Here is a 16,226-nt window from a genome sequence, read left to right on the forward strand (position 1 = left end):
CAGGAGACGCCCCGGATGCGAACCGTGCGCAGGGCCGTCCCCTTGGAGGTGGTGGGACGGCGGGGCCGTGCTCAGTGGGCGGGGGTGTAGCCCGTGCGGTCATCCGCGGTGATCTCGCGGATCACGCGGGCCGGGGAGCCCGCCACCACCGTGTACGCGGGAACATCCTTGGTCACGATGGCACCGGCTCCCACGATCGCCCCGTCACCGATCGTCACTCCTGGCACCACCGTCACCCCGCCGCCGATCCACACCGAGTTGCCGATGGTGATGGGCTGCGCCCAGCACGCCCCCGCGGCCCTCTCGCCGGCGTCGAAGGCGTGGTTCGCGGTGTAGAGGCCGACCTTGGGCGCGATCAGCACGTCGTCGCCGATCACGATGGGCGCGCAGTCGAGCATCACGCAGTCGAAGTTGCCGAAGAACCTGTCCCCCAAGTGGATGTTGACGCCGAACTCGCAGCGGAACGTCGGCTCGAAGCTCGCCCCTTCGCCCACGGTCCCGAGCAGCGCACGCAGCAGCGCCTCCCGCTCGGCCTGAGGCTGTCCGTATGAGGCGTTGTACTCGTTGGTCGCGAGCACCGCCCGCGTGCGCGCCTCGACCAGCTCGGGAGTGACATCGTCGTACATCGCCCCGGTAGCCATATGCCGGAACTGCTCCTCGAGAGTGCTCACCTGCGGGACCGCCCTTCGCTTCCTCGTTGAATCCGTCGGTGCGCCTCAGCCTAGTTTCACTCCTCGCACCCAGTGCCGAGCGCGGCGTGACGGCGAGGATCAAGCCGGCGACCGCATCGGCCGCGTGTCATTCCTGGACGCGCTCCGCCACCTCGTCGAGGTTGATCTCGTGCGTGGGGGCCACGTCGTCATTCACGTTCGCGGGCAGCGACGGGCGGATCACCGTGCCGTCGGCGCGCACGGTGCCGTGGTAGGCGGTCGCGTCCGGCCCGCCCTCCAACCGAGGACCCTGGCCGTCGAGCGGCACCGTCAGCGGCTGCAGCTGCGTCAGGGAGAACCGCTCACCGCGCACCTCCACCGACAGCCCCGGGCCCTCCTCGATCGTGAAGGTCACGTCCTCGGGGCGCACCGCGACTCGCACGCGCGTGCCGCGCTGGCTGAGCCGGAACGTCAACGAGTCCCAGCCCGCGGGCAGGCGTGGGTCGAACTTGAGGACGTCGTTCTGGTCGCGGAAGCCACCGAATCCGTACACGAGCGCGGACCATACCCCGCCGGTCGACGCCACGTGCACGCCGTCCGCGGCGTTCAAGTGCAGGTCGCCCAGGTCGACGTACAGACTGTCCCAGAAGTAGCGCAGCGCGAGGTCGCTATAGCCGACCTCGGCGGCGATGATCGACTGGACCACGCCCGACAGCGTGGAGTCGCCCGTGGTGATGGGGTCGTAGTAGTCGAAGTCGGCCTTCTTCTGCTCCGCGGTGAAGTGCTCTCCCTGCAGGAACAGGGCGAGCACCACGTCGGCCTGCTTGAGCACCTGGAAGCGGTAGATCACCAGCGGGTGGAAGTGCAGCAGCAGCGGCCGCTTCTCCGCCGGAGTGTTCGCCAGGTCCCACACCTCGCGCTCGTTGAACAGCGCGTCCTGCGGGTGGATCCCCAGCTGCTCGTCCCACAGGATCGCCATGCCGTCGGCAGCGCGCTCCCACTCGCGAACCTCGTGCTCGGTCACCTCGAGCCTCGACACCAAGCGCGAGTACTGGTCGGGCCACCGGTCCTGCAGCTTGCGCACGCTCTGAGCGGCGCAGCGCAGGTTGAAGCGCGCCATGACGTTGGTGTACAGGTTGTCGTTCACGACGGTGGTGTACTCGTCGGGCCCGGTCACGCCGTGGATCCGGAACGACTCACCGTCGCCAGCGACCCGGCGCCAGAAGCCCAGATCCGCCCACATGCGCGCCGTCTGCACCAGGATGTCGATCCCCTCGCGGGCCAGGAAGTCGTCGTCGCCCGTGGCGCGCACGTACTTGTCGATCGCATACGCGATGTCGGCGTCGATGTGGTACTGCGCGGTGCCGGCCGCGTAGTACGCCGAGGCCTCCTCGCCGTTGATGGTGCGCCACGGGAACAGCGCGCCGTTCTGAGCGAGCTCGCCCGCGCGCCGTTCGGCGGCCCCGAGCATCCGATACCGGTAGCGCAGCGCGTTGCGGGCGATCACCGGCGAGGTGTAGGTGAAGAACGGCAGCGCGTAGATCTCGGAGTCCCAGAAGTAGTGGCCGCCGTAGCCGGAGCCCGTGACCCCCTTCGCCGCGATGCCGTGCCCGTCCCCGCGCGCGGCCGCCTGTGCGAGCTGGAACAGGTTCCAGCGCACCGCCTGCTGGATGCCGTCGTTGCCCTCGATCTCCACGTCGGAGCGATCCCAGAAGTCCGCGAGCCACTGCCGCTGGTCTTCGAATTGAGTGCCGGTGCCCTCCGAGCGCACGCGGTCGAGCGTGCGGTTGCAGCGGTCGGCGAGTTCGCGGGCCGGCACGGCACGGGACGTGTGATAGCTCACGACCTTGGTGAGCGAGAAGGTCTGACCCGGCTTGGCCCGCGCACGGAACACGTGCTTGGCGTAGTCCTGATCCACCTCGGTGACGCGGTCGTAGTCGTCCTCGAAGTCGACCCAGTGCTCCATCGCCGCCGCGAGCGTCATCCCCGAGCTCGCCGCCTGATACCCGAGCACCACGCGGTCGTCCTGGGCGTGGTGCAGGCGGGGCTCGAGCACCCGCGTCGCGAGCCTCTCCGCCTTGCGCGGATCCGCGATCACGTCGGGAGAGGGGTTGGCGCGGTACTCGTCGAGCCCGGCCTGGCGGTTGAGCAGCTGCGAGGAGATCGCGATGGGCGCCTCCTCGTCCAGCAGCGTCACCTCGAAGGTCATCAGCGCGAGGTGGCGCTGTGCGAACGAGACCATGCGCTTGGAGCGCACCCGCACGCGGTTGCCGGAGGGGGTGCGCCACAGCAGGTCGCGGGACAGCACCCCGTCACGCAGGTCGAGCACCCGGGAGTAGCTGACGAGGTCCGCGACGGACAGCAGCAGTGGCTCGTCGTTCACGTACAGGCGGATGATCTTGGGGTCGGGCACGTTGACGATGGTCTGCCCGGTGCGCGCGAAGCCGTACGCCTCCTCGGCATGGAGGATCTTCCAGGTCTCGTGGAAGCCGTTGATGAAGGTTCCGTGCGCGTGCGCATCGTGGCCGTCCTCGACGTTGCCGCGCAGCCCCAGGTAGCCGTTGCCCACGGCGAACAGCGTCTCGGTGACGCCGATGTCCTTGCGGGAGAACTCGGTCTCCACGAGCCGCCACGGGTCGACCGGGAACCTCAGCCGGTCCAGATAGTCGGGAGCGCTGGTGTCTCCGATGGGGCGCTTGGCGGCCTTCACTGTGCGATCAGCTCCTCGAGGTCCGACACGACGATCTGGGCCCCGTTGTCGATCAGGGCGTCGACGCCCGCCCCGCGGTCCACACCCACCACGAGGCCGAAGTCCCCAGCTGCGCCGGCCTGGACGCCAGAGAGCGCGTCCTCGACCACCACGGAGTCCTCATCGGCCACGCCCAGACGCCGAGCGGCGAGAGAGAACATGTCGGGCGCCGGCTTGCCGGAGATTCCTTCGCTCGCGACGACGTTGCCGTCCACCACGACCTCGAACCGGTGCGAGAGGCCCGCCGCCTCGAGGACGGCAGGCGCATTGCGCGAGCTGGACACGACCGCCATCGCCACGCCCAGGCTCTCGAGGTGGTCGATCAGCGCGACGGAGCCACGGTAGGCCTCGACGCCCTCCTCGCGCAGGATCGCCTCGAACGCGTCGTTCTTGGTGTTGCCCACCCCGCAGATGGTCTCGGCACCGGCCGGATCATCGGGCGTGCCCTCGGGCAGCACCACCCCGCGCGAGGCCAGGCATGCGCGCACGCCGTCGTATCGGGGCTTGCCGTCGACATACGCGAAGTAGTCGTCGTCGGAGTACTCGGGCGTGATGCCGTGAGCGGTGAAGTAGTCCGTGAACATGCGGCGCCAGGCCTTCATGTGCACCTCGGCCGTGGGGGTCAGCACGCCGTCCAGGTCGAACAGTGCCGCGGCGAAGCGACGGTCGTCCCACTGGGGGATGGCCCAGGCGGTGTTGATGGTGGTCACGAGTTCTCCCTCATGCGGTCCACAGTCGTGTTCGGGCGCGGGCATGACGGCGGGCCTGCCACCGGCACTCTCGATAGTAGTGACGGTGCCCCGGGGTTTGTCCATTCCCCGACCACCCGGCCTCGCAGCCGGACCGATCAGGGGCCCGGATGCCGTCGAGGTGGCACTGCGCGCCCCTGCCCCATGAACCGCCGGGCCTACGATCGTCATATGGGTACCGACGACAAGCATCCTGGACCAGCTCGCACCGCCCTCGTCACCGGCGCCTCGCGGGGGATCGGGCGTCACCTCGCACTGGGCCTGGCCGAGGCCGGGCTCGATGTCGCCCTCGTCGCCCGGGACGCCGACCTGCTCGACGACGTCGCTCGCGAGGTATCCGCACGCGGGCGCAGGGCCGTCGTGCTGACCGCGGACGTCACCGACGCTGCCGCGGTCGACGGGGCCGTGGCGACCGCTGAGAGCGAGCTCGGCTCGATCGACCTGCTCGTCAACAACGCGGGGCTCAACGATGCTGAGGTGCCGCTGTGGGAGGCGGATCGGGACGAGGTCCGCAACGTGCTGGAGGTCAACGTCTACGGCGCCTTCCTCCTCGCCCGGTCCGCCGTCCCCGGCATGCTCGCGCGCGGCGGGGGCCGAGTGGTGAACCTCAACTCCGGCGCCGGGACGCGGGACATGGACGTCACGTTCGGGTACAACGCCACCAAGACGGCGCTGTTCCGCATCGGCGGTGGTCTGCACGAGGCGGGCTACGCCCGTGGGCTGAGGGCATTCGAGCTCGCCCCCGGCGTGGTGTCCACCGACATGACGGTGAACATGGCCGCGCACGCGGACCGCACCGACTGGACTCCCCCCGAGGCGGTCACCGAGCTGCTGAACGTGATCGCTGCCGGCGAGTTGGACCGCCTCTCGGGCTGCTACCTGCGGGCCGGGTCCGACACGGTGGAGGACCTGCGGGCGCGGGCTGCGGCCGCCGAAGACGGTCAGCCGACCGGCCGGCGGCTGACCGTCAGTGACTGGGAGATCGCGCCTCAGGGCACATGAGCACCGTGCCCATGAGGAGCGTGCCGAGCGCCGCTAAGGCTTGGTGTGAAAGCGCTGCTGCGCGGCCTCGAGGCCGTCGCCGAGGACCGCCTCGACCGCATCGGCCGCATCGCTGATGACCAGCGGGAGCTCTTTGCGCTCCGCGGCGGAGAAGGGCTTGAGGACGTACGCGGCGGGGTCCATGCGTCCGGGAGGACGGCCGACGCCGACCCTCACGCGCAGGTAGTCGGGGGTGTCGAGCGCCTTCGCCACATCCTTGAGCCCGTTGTGCCCGCCGGCGCCGCCACCGCGCTTGAGACGGACGGAGCCGTAGGGGATGTCGAGATCGTCGTGGATCACGATCACTGAAGCGGGGTCGACTGAGTGATACTTCGCGAGTGAGGACACGGGGCCGCCGCTCACGTTCATGTACGACATGGGAACGCCGAGCACGACGGCGCCGCCTGCCAGGCGCGCCGTCGTCGAGCGCGTGCGGGTCTTCTTGTGCACCGACAGCGCGGTCGCCCCACGACGGGCGAGCTCCTCGACGACCATCTGGCCCACGTTGTGCCGCGTGCCCGCGTACTCCTCGCCGGGATTGCCCAAGCCGATCACGAGCGCGGTCATCGTCTCCCCTGGTGTCCGTCGGCCAAAGCGAAGCGCCCGCCACCACGGGTGACGGGCGCTGCGCATGGATGAAGCCTCGTTGTCGAAGGGGCTTAGTTCTCGTCGTCCGCGGGGGACTCCGCCGGTCCGTCGCCGTCCTCGGTGCCGGGAACCACGTCGCCCTCGGGGGCCTCGGTGTCCTCCTCCTCGGCGGCGATGCGCGGCACGGAGATGTGCACGATCAGCTGCTCGGGGTCGCCGTCGAGCTCCGATCCCTGCGGGAGCGTGATGTCGCCGGCGAGCAGCTTGTCGCCCTCCTCCATGCCCTCGATCGACACGGTGACGTACTCGGGAAGGTGGGTGGCCTCGGCCGCGATCTCGAGCGACGAGATCTCGAGGATGTGGATGGTGCCCGGAGCGGACTCGCCCTCGAGGTGCACGGGCACGTCGACCGTGATCTTCTCACCCTTCTTCACGATGAGCAGGTCGACGTGGACGATGTAGGGCTTGATCGGGTGACGCTGGACGTCCTTCGCGATCGCGAGCGTCTTCTTGCCGTCGATGTCGATGTTGAGCAGCGCGTTGGGGTTCTTCAGCGCCATCATCGTGTCGTGGCCCGGGAGCACGATGTGGTCGGGCGCGGTGCCGTGGCCGTAGAGCACGGCGGGGATCTTGTCGTTGGCGCGGATACGACGCGCGTACCCCTTGCCGAACTCGGTGCGGTGCTCTGCTACGAGCGTCAGCTTGTCAGCCATGGGGTTCTCCTCGGTATCGGTCAGATGCTTCAGTGTCGGGCCTGGGCAAGGCAGGCGCGAAGAGCATCTGCCGCGTCGATCACGGAGAGCCCGGGGGCCTCCCTCGCCGAGGAACTGGTCCATCATACCTGAGGGCAGACCTGGGCGCCTCCCGGTCGGGCTCGGTCGCCATTCGGCCGATACGCGGGCGGGTTCCGCGCGGCCGCGGGGAATGGCGCGGGGAATGGCCGGTGGCCACCTGGGCGTTTGCCTGGCATGAGTACCTCACACGCATCAAGCGCGCGCAGCGGAGATACGGGCGACGTCTGGGAGAAGGCGGCCCGCGCGGGGTACGCCGTCTCGGGCCTGATCCACATCATGCTGGGCGTGATCATCGTCCAGATTCCGCTGGCGGGCGGCGGCGGCACGGAGGCGGACTCGTCCTCGGCGCTGTCCCAGATCGCGGAGTCCGCCTTCGGCGGGTTCGCGCTGTGGGGGGCCGCAGCCGCATTCGTGGCTCTCGCGGCATGGCAGGCCGCGGATGCCTTCCGGGGCTCCGACAAGGGCGACCGTGCGAAGGCTGCCGGCAAGGCCGTCCTCTACCTCTCGCTGGCCTTCACCTCCGCCACGATTGCGATGGGCTCCGGCGGCGGCGGGAGCCAGGACTCGCAGGCGCAGGGCTTCGCCGCGACTCTCATGGGGGCTCCGGGCGGACGCTTCCTGGTGGGAGCACTCGGACTCGGCATCCTGGCCGGCGCGGGCTACCACGTCTACAAGGGCTGGACGCAGAAGTTCCGCGAGGAGCTGCGCACACCTTCTGGAGACGAGGTGTCGAAGGGAGTCACCGCCACCGGCACCGTGGGCTACATCGCCAAGGGCGTGGCACTGGCAGTCGTGGGAGTGCTGTTCGTCTTCGCCGCCATCAACGCGGATGCCGACGAGGCCCAGGGACTCGACGGCGCAATCGAGAGCCTGCTCGGACTCCCGTTCGGCGCGTGGCTGGTGGCGCTCGTCGGCATCGGCTTCGCCGCATACGGCCTGTACTCGTTCGCCCGCGCCCGCTACGCCCGGATGTGAGGCGGCGGTGATCGGGCACGGCCCGGGCACGACCGCCCCCACCCACCGCCAGGCGGGGCGCTCGCTCCTCATGAGAGTGCTGCTGCCCACCGCCGCGCTGTGGGTGGCCGTGGTCGGCGCAGGCTTCCTCATCGTCGACCTTCTCGCTCTCGATGAGAGCGCCGTCAACGAGGCCTTCGTGGAATTGCGCACCGACACGCTGGATCCCGTCTCCGCGGCGGTGTCCAGGGTCGGCGACACCGAGGTGCTCATCGCGACATGCCTGGTGGTCGCCGCGCTCATCTGGTGGAAGACGCGCCAATGGTGGTTCGCGATGGTGCCCGTGCTCGCGCTCGGGATCCAGGCGGCCGTCTTCCTCACGTCGTCGATGGTCGTGGGTCGCTCGCGCCCCGATGTGGAGCACCTCAACTACGCGCCGCCCACGTCGAGCTTTCCGAGCGGGCATACCGGGGCGACGACGGCGGTCTACGTGGCCCTCGCGCTGTTGGCGACCCGCATTCGCAGCACGGCCCTGCGGGTCACCGTTCAGGTCCTGTGCCTGATCCTGCCCATCGCCATGGCAGTGTCGCGCGTGTACCGGGGCCTGCACCACCCGACGGACGTGATCGCGGGGCTCGTGGTGGGAACCACGTGCGCGCTCATCGCCTGGAATTGGCTCCCGATGCGCGACGCCGCCGAGCGCGTGATCCGGGCCGATGGCCGGGGATCGACCGCCTGAGACTCAGACGTTGCCCTGGAACAGGCTGGTCACCGAGCCGTCGTCGAACACCTCGCGCACCGCTCGCGCGATCAGCGGAGCGATCGACAGCACCGTGAGCTTGTCGAACTTGTCCTCCTCCGAGATCGGCAGGGTGTCGGTGACGACCACCTCGCAGATCTGAGAGTCGCGCAGCCGCTCCATGGCGGGCCCGGACAGCAGCCCATGGGTCGACGCCACGATGACGTCCTTGGCCCCGTTGTCGAACAGCGCCTCCGCGGCCTGGACGATGGTGCCGCCGGTGTCGATCATGTCGTCGACGAGCACGCATGTGCGGCCCTCGACCTGGCCCACGAGCTCGTGCACCTTGACCTGGTTGGGCACCGAGGGGTCGCGCCGCTTGTGAATGATCGCGAGGGGCGCACCCAGATAGTCCGACCACTGATCGGCCAGTCGCACCCGTCCCGCGTCAGGCGACACGATCGTGAGGTTGTCGGGTGAGACGCGCGTCCGCACGTACTGAGCCAGCAGCGGCATCGCCCACAGGTGATCGACGGGGCCGTCGAAGAAGCCCTGGATCTGCGCGGTGTGGAGATCGATCGACATGATGCGGTCGGCGCCCGCGGTCTTGAACAGGTCCGCCATGAGCCGCGCCGAGATCGGCTCGCGGCCCTTGTGCTTCTTGTCCTGACGCGCGTACCCGTAGCAGGGAATCACGGCAGTGATCTGCTTGGCCGAGGCGCGCTTGAGCGCGTCCACCATGATCAGCTGCTCCATGATCGCCTCGTTGATGGGTGCGGCGTGCGACTGGATGACGAACGCATCGGCCCCTCGCACGCTCTCCCCGAACCGCACGTAGAGCTCGCCGTTGGCGAACGTGTAGGCGGTCGTCGGGAGGAGCTCGATGTCGAGGTCGTCCGCGACGGCCTCAGCCAGCGCCGGATGTGCACGGCCACCTGCCAGCACCATTCGTCGGCCGCTCGCGTGCGAGATCTCTGCGCTCATGCGTCTCCCTTGGAGTCGTCGGCCGTGCTGGCCTGTGAAGTCGACGATAGCCCGTCGGGCGCGTCATCTGAGTGGATGGCCCGGTGGGCCGCCTCGGCCGAGGTGCTGCCGGCGCGACGCCGCTCGACCCAGCCACCGACGGTCTGCTGGGGCGAGGAGTTGATCGCCAGGGCGCCCGGCGGAACGTCGTGACGGACCGTGGTGCCGGCGCCGGTGTACGCCCCGTCGCCGATGGTGAGCGGGGCGATCAGCGTGTTGTCGGAGCCGATGCGCACGTGCGCGCCCACCGTGGTGCGGTGCTTGTTGACACCGTCGTAGTTCACGAAGATGGTCCCGGCGCCCACGTTCGAGCCCTCACCGATCTCCGCGTCCCCGACGTAGCTGAGGTGAGGCACCTTGGCGTCGGGGCCGATCACGGAATTCTTGACGCCCACGAACTCGCCGACCTTGCCGCCCTCGCCGATCACGGTCCCGGGGCGCAGGTGCGCGAAGGGGCCGACGGTTGCGCCGGGGCCGATCTCGGCGCGCTCGGCGTGCGTGCGCAGCACCGTCGCGCCCGGCCCGACGAGCACATCGGTGAGGGTGCAGTCGGGACCGACGGTCGCGCCGGACGCGACCTCCGTCTGACCGTGCAGCTGGGTGCCGGGCAGGATGGTCGCATCGGCCGCGAGGGTGACGTTCGCATCGATCCAGGTGGTGGCCGGGTCGACGATTCCGACGCCCTCGCGCATCCACCGGTGGAGGATCCGGTCGTTGAGTGCACGGGCGGCCGCCGCGAGTTGGACGCGGTCGTTGACGCCCTCGGTCGCTCCGGCATCGGGAGCGACGAACGGGAAGACGTGCCCGCCGGCGCCGCGTGCGATCGCGACCACATCGGTGAGGTACATCTCGCCCTGCGAGTTGTCCTGGCCCAGCCGCGCGAGGGCCTCCCTGAGCACGGCGGCCTCGAAGACGTAGATGCCGGCGTTGATCTCCGTGATCGCGCGCTGCTGCTCCGTGGCGTCCTTGTGCTCGACGATCTCGACGACCTCGTCGGTCTCGGCGTCGCGCACGATCCGGCCGTAGCCGGTGGGGTCGCCGACTCGTGCGGTCAGCAGCGTGACGGCGGCGCCGGAGCGCTGGTGGGCATCGACCAGCGCGCCCAGAAGCTCGCCGTCGACGAGCGGCACGTCGCCGCTGGTGACCACGACCGCGCCGTCGAGCTGGGTATCGAGCACCGCGCTGTCGCCGACCTCGCCGCTGGCGACGCGCGCCGCGACGGCGGTGGCATCGAGGGTCGACAGTCCGCAGGAGACGGCCCGTCCCGTGCCAGGGATCTCGTCCTGGTCCGCGAGCAGCGCGTACGGCGCGATCTCGCGGATGTGGTCCGCGACGCGCTCCCGGTCGTGGCGGACGACAACGGCCACGCGGCGGGGCTCGAGGGCGGCCGCCGCGGTGAGCGCGTGGCCCACGAGAGAGCGCCCGGCGATCGAGTGGAGCACCTTCGGGGTGGCCGACTTCATACGGGTGCCTGCACCGGCGGCAAGGATAATCACGGCGGCGGGTCGCGTGCGGCTCACCGGGCTCCCTTCTGCTGCCCCTCTCGGGGCGTTCAACTGCTGCGGGCACCACTCTACCGGCGGCCAAGGGATGCGGCCCACGCGCACTGGCCGTCGCTTCTCCCCCTCCCTCCTCGAACTACGAACCACATACGTCCGGGACACTCCGGGAAGGACCCCACATCGGCCCCACAGCCGGGGTGTCGCACAGAAAAGTGGTTCGCAGTGAAGGGGGATGCGCGCGGGGAGGGCCGATGCGTGGGGAAGGGAGGGCCGATGCGTGGGGAAGGGAGGGCTCCGCCCACAGGATTCGAACCTGTACTGCAAGGCTCCAAAGGCCTGCGTGCTGCCATTACACCAGGGCGGAACTGGGGGCTCGCGCCCCGGGTGGCCCAGTCTGCCAGGATTCGCGGCACACTGGTGACGTGACAGACGAGCCCCGCAAGCCCCCCCGCGCCCGCATGACGGCGCATGAGCGGCGCGAGCAGCTGCTCGCCGTCGCGCGCACGCTCTTCGCCGAACGCGGCTTCGAGGGCACGTCCGTCGAGGAGATCGCGGCCCGCGCCGACGTCTCCAAGCCGGTGGTCTACGAGCACTTCGGCGGCAAGGAGGGCGTCTACGCGGTGATCGTCGACCGCGAGGTCCAATCGCTGCTGGGCTCGCTCACGGGAGCCTTGGACGAGCGTGGCCACCCGCGACAGCTCGTCGAGCGGGCCGCGATGGCGCTGCTGGACTACATCGAGTCCTCCCCCGACGGCTTCCGGATGCTCGTGCGCGACTCCCCCGTCGCCCAGGGCACCGGCACCTTCTCCTCGCTGATCGGCGACGTCGCCGCGCAGGTCGAGCACCTGCTCGCTCACCAGTTCTCCAAGCGCGGGCTCAACCCGTCGAGCGCGCCCATCTACTCGCAGATGCTCGTGGGCATGGTCGCACTCACGGGCCAGCACTGGGCCGAGGTCCGCGAGCCGTCCAAGGACGAGGTCGCAGCGCACCTGGTGAACCTCGCGTGGAACGGGCTCAGCAATTTCGAGAGCGTCCACATGGAGCGGAGCGGGCAGGCTCCCCCGGTCGACGACCAGTAGCGCGGCCGTGCGCTCGGCACACCGGCCGATGCGGGCCTATCCTCGGGTGTTGTCACGTCACCTCATCCGGCAGGAGCCCCAGCAATGATCAAGGGATTCAAGGAATTCATCTCGCGCGGCAACGTGGTGGACCTCGCGGTCGCGGTGGTCATCGGCGCCGCATTCGCGATGGTCATCAGCGCCGTCGTGGACGGACTCGTCACGCCCCTCATCGCGGCGATCTTCGGCGAGCCGGACCTCACCAGCGTGGCCACGTTCACGATCAACGGCGCGGTCTTCAGCGTGGGGCTGGTGCTGGACGCACTGTTCAACTTCCTCGCCGTGGCGGCCGCGATCTACTTCCTCGTCGTCGTGCCGCTCAACAGGATGGCAGCGCGCCGCAAGAGGGGCGAACCCGCTCCGGGCGAGCCCGCCGGACCCACCGAGATCCAGCTGCTGACCGAGATTCGCGACGCAGTGGCAGCGCGGCGCCAGGACTAGTTCCTCGTCGCTCTGGCAGGGCACGAGGGCACGGCCCGAGTGGTGCGCTCATCACTCCTGCCGCGCAGAGTCGGGCGACGTTCAGCCCATGAACGGATCGAAGATCGCAGCCACGGCCGCAACGGCCCGGTCGGCGTCCCGATCGGCGATCGCCTCGACCAGCTCACGGTGACGACCGTGCGCCGCTTCCTCGTCCTCGCTCTCGTCGTCGCGCATGTGGACGGCGAAGACGTCGAGCATGCTGGAGTAGAGCGTGATGTAGAGGGGGTTGTGCGTCGCGTCCACGACTGCGCGGTGCAAGGCGAGGTCCGCATGGGCTCGCGCGTCGACGTCGAGGGTGGACCAGCTCTCCGCTCGCCGCTCACACAGCTCCCGGAGAAGCGCGACCTGATCCTCGGAACGGCGCACCGCGGCCAGCGCGGCAGCCGTGGTGTCGAGGGCGAGCCGCAGCTCCAGGTAGTGGCGGCGGCTGCCACCCGCGAGCTGACGTTCGAGGGTGCCGGTCAGCTCAGAGGTCGAGATGACATAGGTGCCGCGCCCTTGGTCACGGCGGAGCAGGCCGGCGTGCACCAGCGACTGGAGCGCCTCACGGACGGTGTTGCGGCCGATGCCGAACTCCTCCACGAGGGCGGTCTCGGTGGGTATGCGCTCGCCGACTGGCCAGTTCCCGGAGACCACCTCGTCACGGAAGCGTGCCGCAGCCTGGCTCACGAGCCCCCATCGACGCATCGGGCCGTGCGTGCTAGATTCCTCGAGATTCATCCCATGACCCCATCATTGATTCGCCTGCCGTGGAGTGTAGCGTGACCACCGTTTCCCCCTCGCGTGTCCGGGTGCGCCCGGGCCGCCTGACGCTGTGGGCCGGGCTCGCCATCGTGTTGACGGCGCTCAACCTGCGCACAGCCGTCACCGGATTCACCCCGCTCCTGGAGAGCATCGGCGCCGACCTGGGCTTCGGGGTGGCGGTCGCGGGACTGCTCGGCACCGTGCCCGCTGCCACCTTCGCCGTGTTCGGGATCCTCGCACCGGCGGTGACGCGCAGATTCGGCCTCGAGCGCACCGCCACGGTCGCGCTCAGCCTGACCGCCCTGTCCCTCGTGCTGCGGGCCCTCTCTCCGACCACGGGCCTGCTGGTGGCCTCGACGGTGCTGGCGCTGGCAGGCATCGGAGCCGCGAACGTCGTGATCGTCCCGCTGGTGAAGGCATGGTTTCCCGAGCGGCTGGCCCGGTGGACCTCGCTCTACCTGATCCTCATGCAGACGGGCCAGTTCATGGCCCCGCTCCTTGCGGTACCCGTGGCTCTCGCGTCCTCGTGGCGCTTCTCTGTCGGGGTCTGGGCCCTGCCCGCCACTGTGGTCGCCCTGGTGTGGCTGGCCCTCACCTTGAAGCTCCCCTCCCACGACCGCTCGCGGACACTCCCGGCTGCGCCGGCAGTCGCCACGAGCGCCACGCGGATCCGCATCAGCCGCTCGTCGACCGCCTGGGGCCTGGTGGGCCTGTTCGCGGCGTTGTCGCTGTCCAATTACTCGATCATCACCTGGTTCCCGGCGATCCTCACTGACGCCGGGGGCAGCAGCGCTCTGGGCGGCACCATGGTCGCGGTGTACTCAGCGTGGGGCGTGGCCGCCGCCCTGGTGATTCCCCACGTCGCCACCCGCATGGCGAACCCCTTCATCGTGGTCGTGGTGTGCACAATCCTGCTCATCGGCGGATACCTCGGTCTCCTCTTCTCCCCGCTCGTCGGCACGCTGTTCTGGGCGTGCGCGATGGGGATCGGCGTGGGCACGTTCCCCCTGTGCATGACACTGATCAATCGTCGGACCAGGACGCCGCAGACCGCCTCCGCCGTCTCGGGCTTCGTCCAGGGCATCGGCTACGCGTTGGCGTGCCTGGGGCCCATCGGACTGGGCCTGCTGCGCCAGGAGACGGGATCGTGGACGATGCCGCTGCTGGTGCTCGCGGCGACCGTGATCCCCGGGCTCATCGCGGGCTGGTTCGCCTGCCGCCCACGCTTCGTGGAGGACACGGCGCCGCCGGCGGTGGGCCAGAGCGCGGCGTGAGCCGCGAGAACCGCGCTACGTCACCAGCACAGCGCCGGGGGCGGGGCCCGAGGCCGTCACGACAGCATCGGCCGTATCGGAGACGGTGAGGTGCGCCGCGATCGCGAGCGCGTGCTGACGCGAGCGCGCGAGCGCCGCGACCGTGGGGCCCGAGCCGGACACCATCACGCCCAGCGCGTCCGCCTCGAGGGCGGCATCCATCACGGACTGGAGGTGGGGCGCGAGCGACAGCGCCGCGGGCTGGAGGTCATTCACCAAGGCCTCGGCGAGCCCCTGCGCGTCTCCCGCGACGAGCGCCACCATGATCGCGTCGCTGATCTCGGGATCCACGGCCTCGCGCTCGCCCTCGGCGATCATGCGGTCGAACTCGCCGTAGACATCCGCGGTCGACAGTCCCTCGCGCTGGGTCGCGAGCACCCAGTGGAAGCGCCCGCGTGACATCGCCGGGGTGATCTGGTCGCCTCGGCCGAGCCCCACCGCGGTGTGCCCGTGCAGGATGAACGGCACGTCGGATCCGAGAGTCGCGGCGATCTCGTCCAGCTGCGTGCGCGAGGCCCCGACGTCCCAGGCCTCGGCGCACGCCAGCAGCGCGGCGGCCGCATCGGCGCTGCCGCCGGCCATGCCTCCCGCGACGGGCACCCCCTTGACGATCTCGAGATCTACGCCGTCGCTGAGCCCGAACTCGCGCCGCAGCGCGATGGCCGCGCGGGCGGCGATATTGGAGGCATCGATCGGCACGCCGGAGATGTCCACGTGAGCGCCGGGAGCGGACGAGACCGTCAGCACGATCGCATCGTCGTCCCGCGGAGTCGCCGTGACCGTCTCGTACAGCTCGACCGCCTGGAACACCGTGGCGAGCGGGTGGAATCCGTCCTCGCGCCCCGGCCCCACAGATAGTTGGAGATTGACCTTGCCTGGCGCGCGCACGGTGACGGAACGGGTCATGCGTCCACCCTGTCAGAGGTGGGGGGTGCCGCGGCGGCCAAGGCCTCGGCGATGCGCGCGAACGCGACCACGTCGAGCTGCTCGCCGCGCGTGAGGGGCTCGATGCCCACGGACCTCAGGGCGGTCTCCGACGCGGCAGCCGAGCCGGCGATTCCCGCGAGCGCTCCGCGCAGGCCCTTGCGACGCTGAGCGAAGGCCGCGTCGATCACGGCGAACACCTCGCGGCGCGTGGCCGTCGTCTCCGGCGGGTCGCGACGCTCGATGAGCACCAGTGCACTGTCGACCCGGGGGACGGGCCAGAACACCGCTCGGCCCACCCCGCCGGCGCGCCGGGTCGCGCCATACCAGGCGGCCTTCGCGGACGGGATGCCGTACGTGCGCGATCCCGGCGGCGCGGCGAGCCTGTCGGCCACCTCGGACTGGACCATCACCAGCACGCGCTCGATGGACGGGAAGTGCTCGAGCAGGTGCAGGATCACCGGCACCGAGACGTTGTACGGGAGGTTCGCGACCAGGGACGTCGGCGGCTGGGTCAGCTCGGTGACCGTGAGCGCGTCCGCCTGGAGGACGGTCAGTCGCGAGGATTCGGCCGATGCGCGGGATGCCACGGTCTGCGGCAGCGCCTGGGCGAGGATCGGGTCGATCTCGACGGCCGTGACGTGAGCGCCGGTCTCGAGGAGGGCGAGGGTCAGCGATCCCAGGCCCGGGCCGACCTCGACCACGTGATCGCCCGGGCCGACGGCGGCCAGACGGGCGATGCGGCGCACCGTGCCGGAGTCGACCACGAAGTTCTGGCCCCACTTCTTGGCGGGGGCAGTGCCGAACGACTCGGCGAGGGTGCGGATGTCAGACGGGCCCAGCAGGTCCGCCACG

Annotated in this window: 16 protein-coding genes and 1 tRNA gene; 6 read left to right on the top strand and 11 right to left on the bottom strand. The window is 70.1% G+C overall.

Translation table 11 applies throughout. The features are described from left to right. Positions 1–71: 71 nt before the first annotated feature. The 3 genes from ACNI14_RS05590 to ACNI14_RS05600 all read right to left on the bottom strand — a co-directional run bounded on the left by ACNI14_RS05590 (position 72) and on the right by ACNI14_RS05600 (position 4,109). Positions 72–671, bottom strand: a complete 600-nt coding sequence (locus ACNI14_RS05590; protein WP_420518976.1) for a sugar O-acetyltransferase — start codon at positions 669–671, stop codon at positions 72–74. Positions 672–798: 127 nt separating this feature from the next. After that, positions 799–3,360 carry a glycoside hydrolase family 65 protein gene (locus ACNI14_RS05595; RefSeq protein WP_420518977.1) on the bottom strand — a complete coding sequence of 854 codons (2,562 nt, stop codon included), beginning with the start codon at positions 3,358–3,360 and terminating at the stop codon, positions 799–801. After that, positions 3,357–4,109: an HAD family hydrolase gene (locus tag ACNI14_RS05600; protein WP_420518978.1), complete on the bottom strand. Its 753-nt coding sequence runs from the start codon at positions 4,107–4,109 to the stop codon at positions 3,357–3,359. The genes ACNI14_RS05595 and ACNI14_RS05600 overlap by 4 nt, the downstream gene beginning before the upstream one ends. A gap of 210 nt (positions 4,110–4,319) precedes the next feature. Between ACNI14_RS05600 and ACNI14_RS05605 the strand changes: the two genes are divergently transcribed. Next, positions 4,320–5,150, top strand: coding sequence for an SDR family NAD(P)-dependent oxidoreductase (locus tag ACNI14_RS05605; protein WP_420518979.1), 831 nt, complete (start codon positions 4,320–4,322; stop codon positions 5,148–5,150). A 33-nt stretch (positions 5,151–5,183) separates the two neighbouring features. Here ACNI14_RS05605 and pth read toward each other — a convergent pair whose 3' ends face one another. Together pth and ACNI14_RS05615 are read right to left on the bottom strand one after the other, a co-directional pair. Then, a complete protein-coding gene (gene pth, locus ACNI14_RS05610; RefSeq protein ID WP_420518980.1) occupies positions 5,184–5,756 on the bottom strand; it encodes an aminoacyl-tRNA hydrolase in 573 nt (190 codons plus the stop codon). 92 nt (positions 5,757–5,848) lie between these two features. Next, positions 5,849–6,490 (bottom strand): 50S ribosomal protein L25/general stress protein Ctc, encoded by a 642-nt coding sequence (locus tag ACNI14_RS05615; RefSeq protein ID WP_420518981.1) that lies wholly within the window; start codon positions 6,488–6,490, stop codon positions 5,849–5,851. A 255-nt stretch (positions 6,491–6,745) separates the two neighbouring features. Here ACNI14_RS05615 and ACNI14_RS05620 point away from each other — a divergent pair, with 255 nt between their 5' ends. Further along, complete coding sequence (locus tag ACNI14_RS05620; protein ID WP_420518982.1) at positions 6,746–7,546, top strand: DUF1206 domain-containing protein; 801 nt, start codon at positions 6,746–6,748, stop codon at positions 7,544–7,546. Between the two features lie 70 nt (positions 7,547–7,616). After that, the gene (locus tag ACNI14_RS05625; RefSeq protein ID WP_420518983.1) at positions 7,617–8,264 is read left to right on the top strand and encodes a phosphatase PAP2 family protein; all 648 of its coding nucleotides are present in this window, start codon (positions 7,617–7,619) and stop codon (positions 8,262–8,264) included. A gap of 3 nt (positions 8,265–8,267) precedes the next feature. On the opposite strand, the gene ACNI14_RS05630 is transcribed toward ACNI14_RS05625, so the two are convergent. From ACNI14_RS05630 to ACNI14_RS05640, 3 genes are all read right to left on the bottom strand, one after another. Next, positions 8,268–9,248 carry a ribose-phosphate diphosphokinase gene (locus ACNI14_RS05630; RefSeq protein ID WP_420518984.1) on the bottom strand — a complete coding sequence of 327 codons (981 nt, stop codon included), beginning with the start codon at positions 9,246–9,248 and terminating at the stop codon, positions 8,268–8,270. Continuing rightward, positions 9,245–10,807: a bifunctional UDP-N-acetylglucosamine diphosphorylase/glucosamine-1-phosphate N-acetyltransferase GlmU gene (glmU, locus tag ACNI14_RS05635; RefSeq protein WP_420518985.1), complete on the bottom strand. Its 1,563-nt coding sequence runs from the start codon at positions 10,805–10,807 to the stop codon at positions 9,245–9,247. Before glmU ends, ACNI14_RS05630 begins: the two co-directional genes overlap by 4 nt. Positions 10,808–11,081: 274 nt before the next feature. Further along, positions 11,082–11,153 (bottom strand) — tRNA-Gln (locus ACNI14_RS05640). A 94-nt stretch (positions 11,154–11,247) separates the two neighbouring features. Here ACNI14_RS05640 and ACNI14_RS05645 point away from each other — a divergent pair. Both ACNI14_RS05645 and mscL read left to right on the top strand, forming a co-directional pair. Then, positions 11,248–11,868, top strand: coding sequence for a TetR/AcrR family transcriptional regulator (locus tag ACNI14_RS05645; RefSeq protein WP_420519423.1), 621 nt, complete (start codon positions 11,248–11,250; stop codon positions 11,866–11,868). A gap of 84 nt (positions 11,869–11,952) precedes the next feature. Next, entirely contained in the window at positions 11,953–12,348 is a 396-nt protein-coding gene (mscL, locus tag ACNI14_RS05650; protein WP_420518986.1) for a large conductance mechanosensitive channel protein MscL, read from the top strand. An 81-nt stretch (positions 12,349–12,429) separates the two neighbouring features. On the opposite strand, the gene ACNI14_RS05655 is transcribed toward mscL, so the two are convergent. After that, complete coding sequence (locus ACNI14_RS05655; protein ID WP_420518987.1) at positions 12,430–13,059, bottom strand: FadR/GntR family transcriptional regulator; 630 nt, start codon at positions 13,057–13,059, stop codon at positions 12,430–12,432. A 92-nt stretch (positions 13,060–13,151) separates the two neighbouring features. Between ACNI14_RS05655 and ACNI14_RS05660 the strand changes: the two genes are divergently transcribed. After that, the gene (locus ACNI14_RS05660; RefSeq protein ID WP_420518988.1) at positions 13,152–14,408 is read left to right on the top strand and encodes an MFS transporter; all 1,257 of its coding nucleotides are present in this window, start codon (positions 13,152–13,154) and stop codon (positions 14,406–14,408) included. Positions 14,409–14,423: 15 nt separating this feature from the next. Here the strand turns inward: ACNI14_RS05660 and ACNI14_RS05665 are convergent, their stop codons facing one another. Both ACNI14_RS05665 and rsmA read right to left on the bottom strand, forming a co-directional pair. After that, a complete protein-coding gene (locus ACNI14_RS05665) occupies positions 14,424–15,353 on the bottom strand; it encodes a 4-(cytidine 5'-diphospho)-2-C-methyl-D-erythritol kinase (RefSeq protein ID WP_420518989.1) in 930 nt (309 codons plus the stop codon). After that, positions 15,350–16,225: a 16S rRNA (adenine(1518)-N(6)/adenine(1519)-N(6))-dimethyltransferase RsmA gene (rsmA, locus tag ACNI14_RS05670; RefSeq protein ID WP_420518990.1), complete on the bottom strand. Its 876-nt coding sequence runs from the start codon at positions 16,223–16,225 to the stop codon at positions 15,350–15,352. The genes ACNI14_RS05665 and rsmA overlap by 4 nt, the downstream gene beginning before the upstream one ends. Position 16,226 lies beyond the last annotated feature (1 nt).

The sequence above is a fragment of the Demequina pilifera genome (assembly GCF_048814985.1).
In the GTDB taxonomy this organism is placed as follows: Bacteria; Actinomycetota; Actinomycetes; order Actinomycetales; family Demequinaceae; genus Demequina.

Excerpts from the sequence above, each read along its gene's own strand:
- pth (WP_420518980.1), bottom strand. The coding sequence starts at position 5,756 with ATGACCGCGCTCGTGATCGGCTTGGGCAATCCCGGCGAGGAGTACGCG.
- ACNI14_RS05630 (WP_420518984.1), bottom strand. The coding sequence starts at position 9,248 with ATGAGCGCAGAGATCTCGCACGCGAGCGGCCGACGAATGGTGCTGGCA.
- mscL (WP_420518986.1), top strand. The coding sequence starts at position 11,953 with ATGATCAAGGGATTCAAGGAATTCATCTCGCGCGGCAACGTGGTGGAC.
- ACNI14_RS05620 (WP_420518982.1), top strand. The coding sequence starts at position 6,746 with ATGAGTACCTCACACGCATCAAGCGCGCGCAGCGGAGATACGGGCGAC.
- ACNI14_RS05615 (WP_420518981.1), bottom strand. The coding sequence starts at position 6,490 with ATGGCTGACAAGCTGACGCTCGTAGCAGAGCACCGCACCGAGTTCGGC.
- ACNI14_RS05645 (WP_420519423.1), top strand. The coding sequence starts at position 11,248 with ATGACGGCGCATGAGCGGCGCGAGCAGCTGCTCGCCGTCGCGCGCACG.
- ACNI14_RS05605 (WP_420518979.1), top strand. The coding sequence starts at position 4,320 with ATGGGTACCGACGACAAGCATCCTGGACCAGCTCGCACCGCCCTCGTC.
- ACNI14_RS05665 (WP_420518989.1), bottom strand. The coding sequence starts at position 15,353 with ATGACCCGTTCCGTCACCGTGCGCGCGCCAGGCAAGGTCAATCTCCAA.
- ACNI14_RS05625 (WP_420518983.1), top strand. The coding sequence starts at position 7,617 with ATGAGAGTGCTGCTGCCCACCGCCGCGCTGTGGGTGGCCGTGGTCGGC.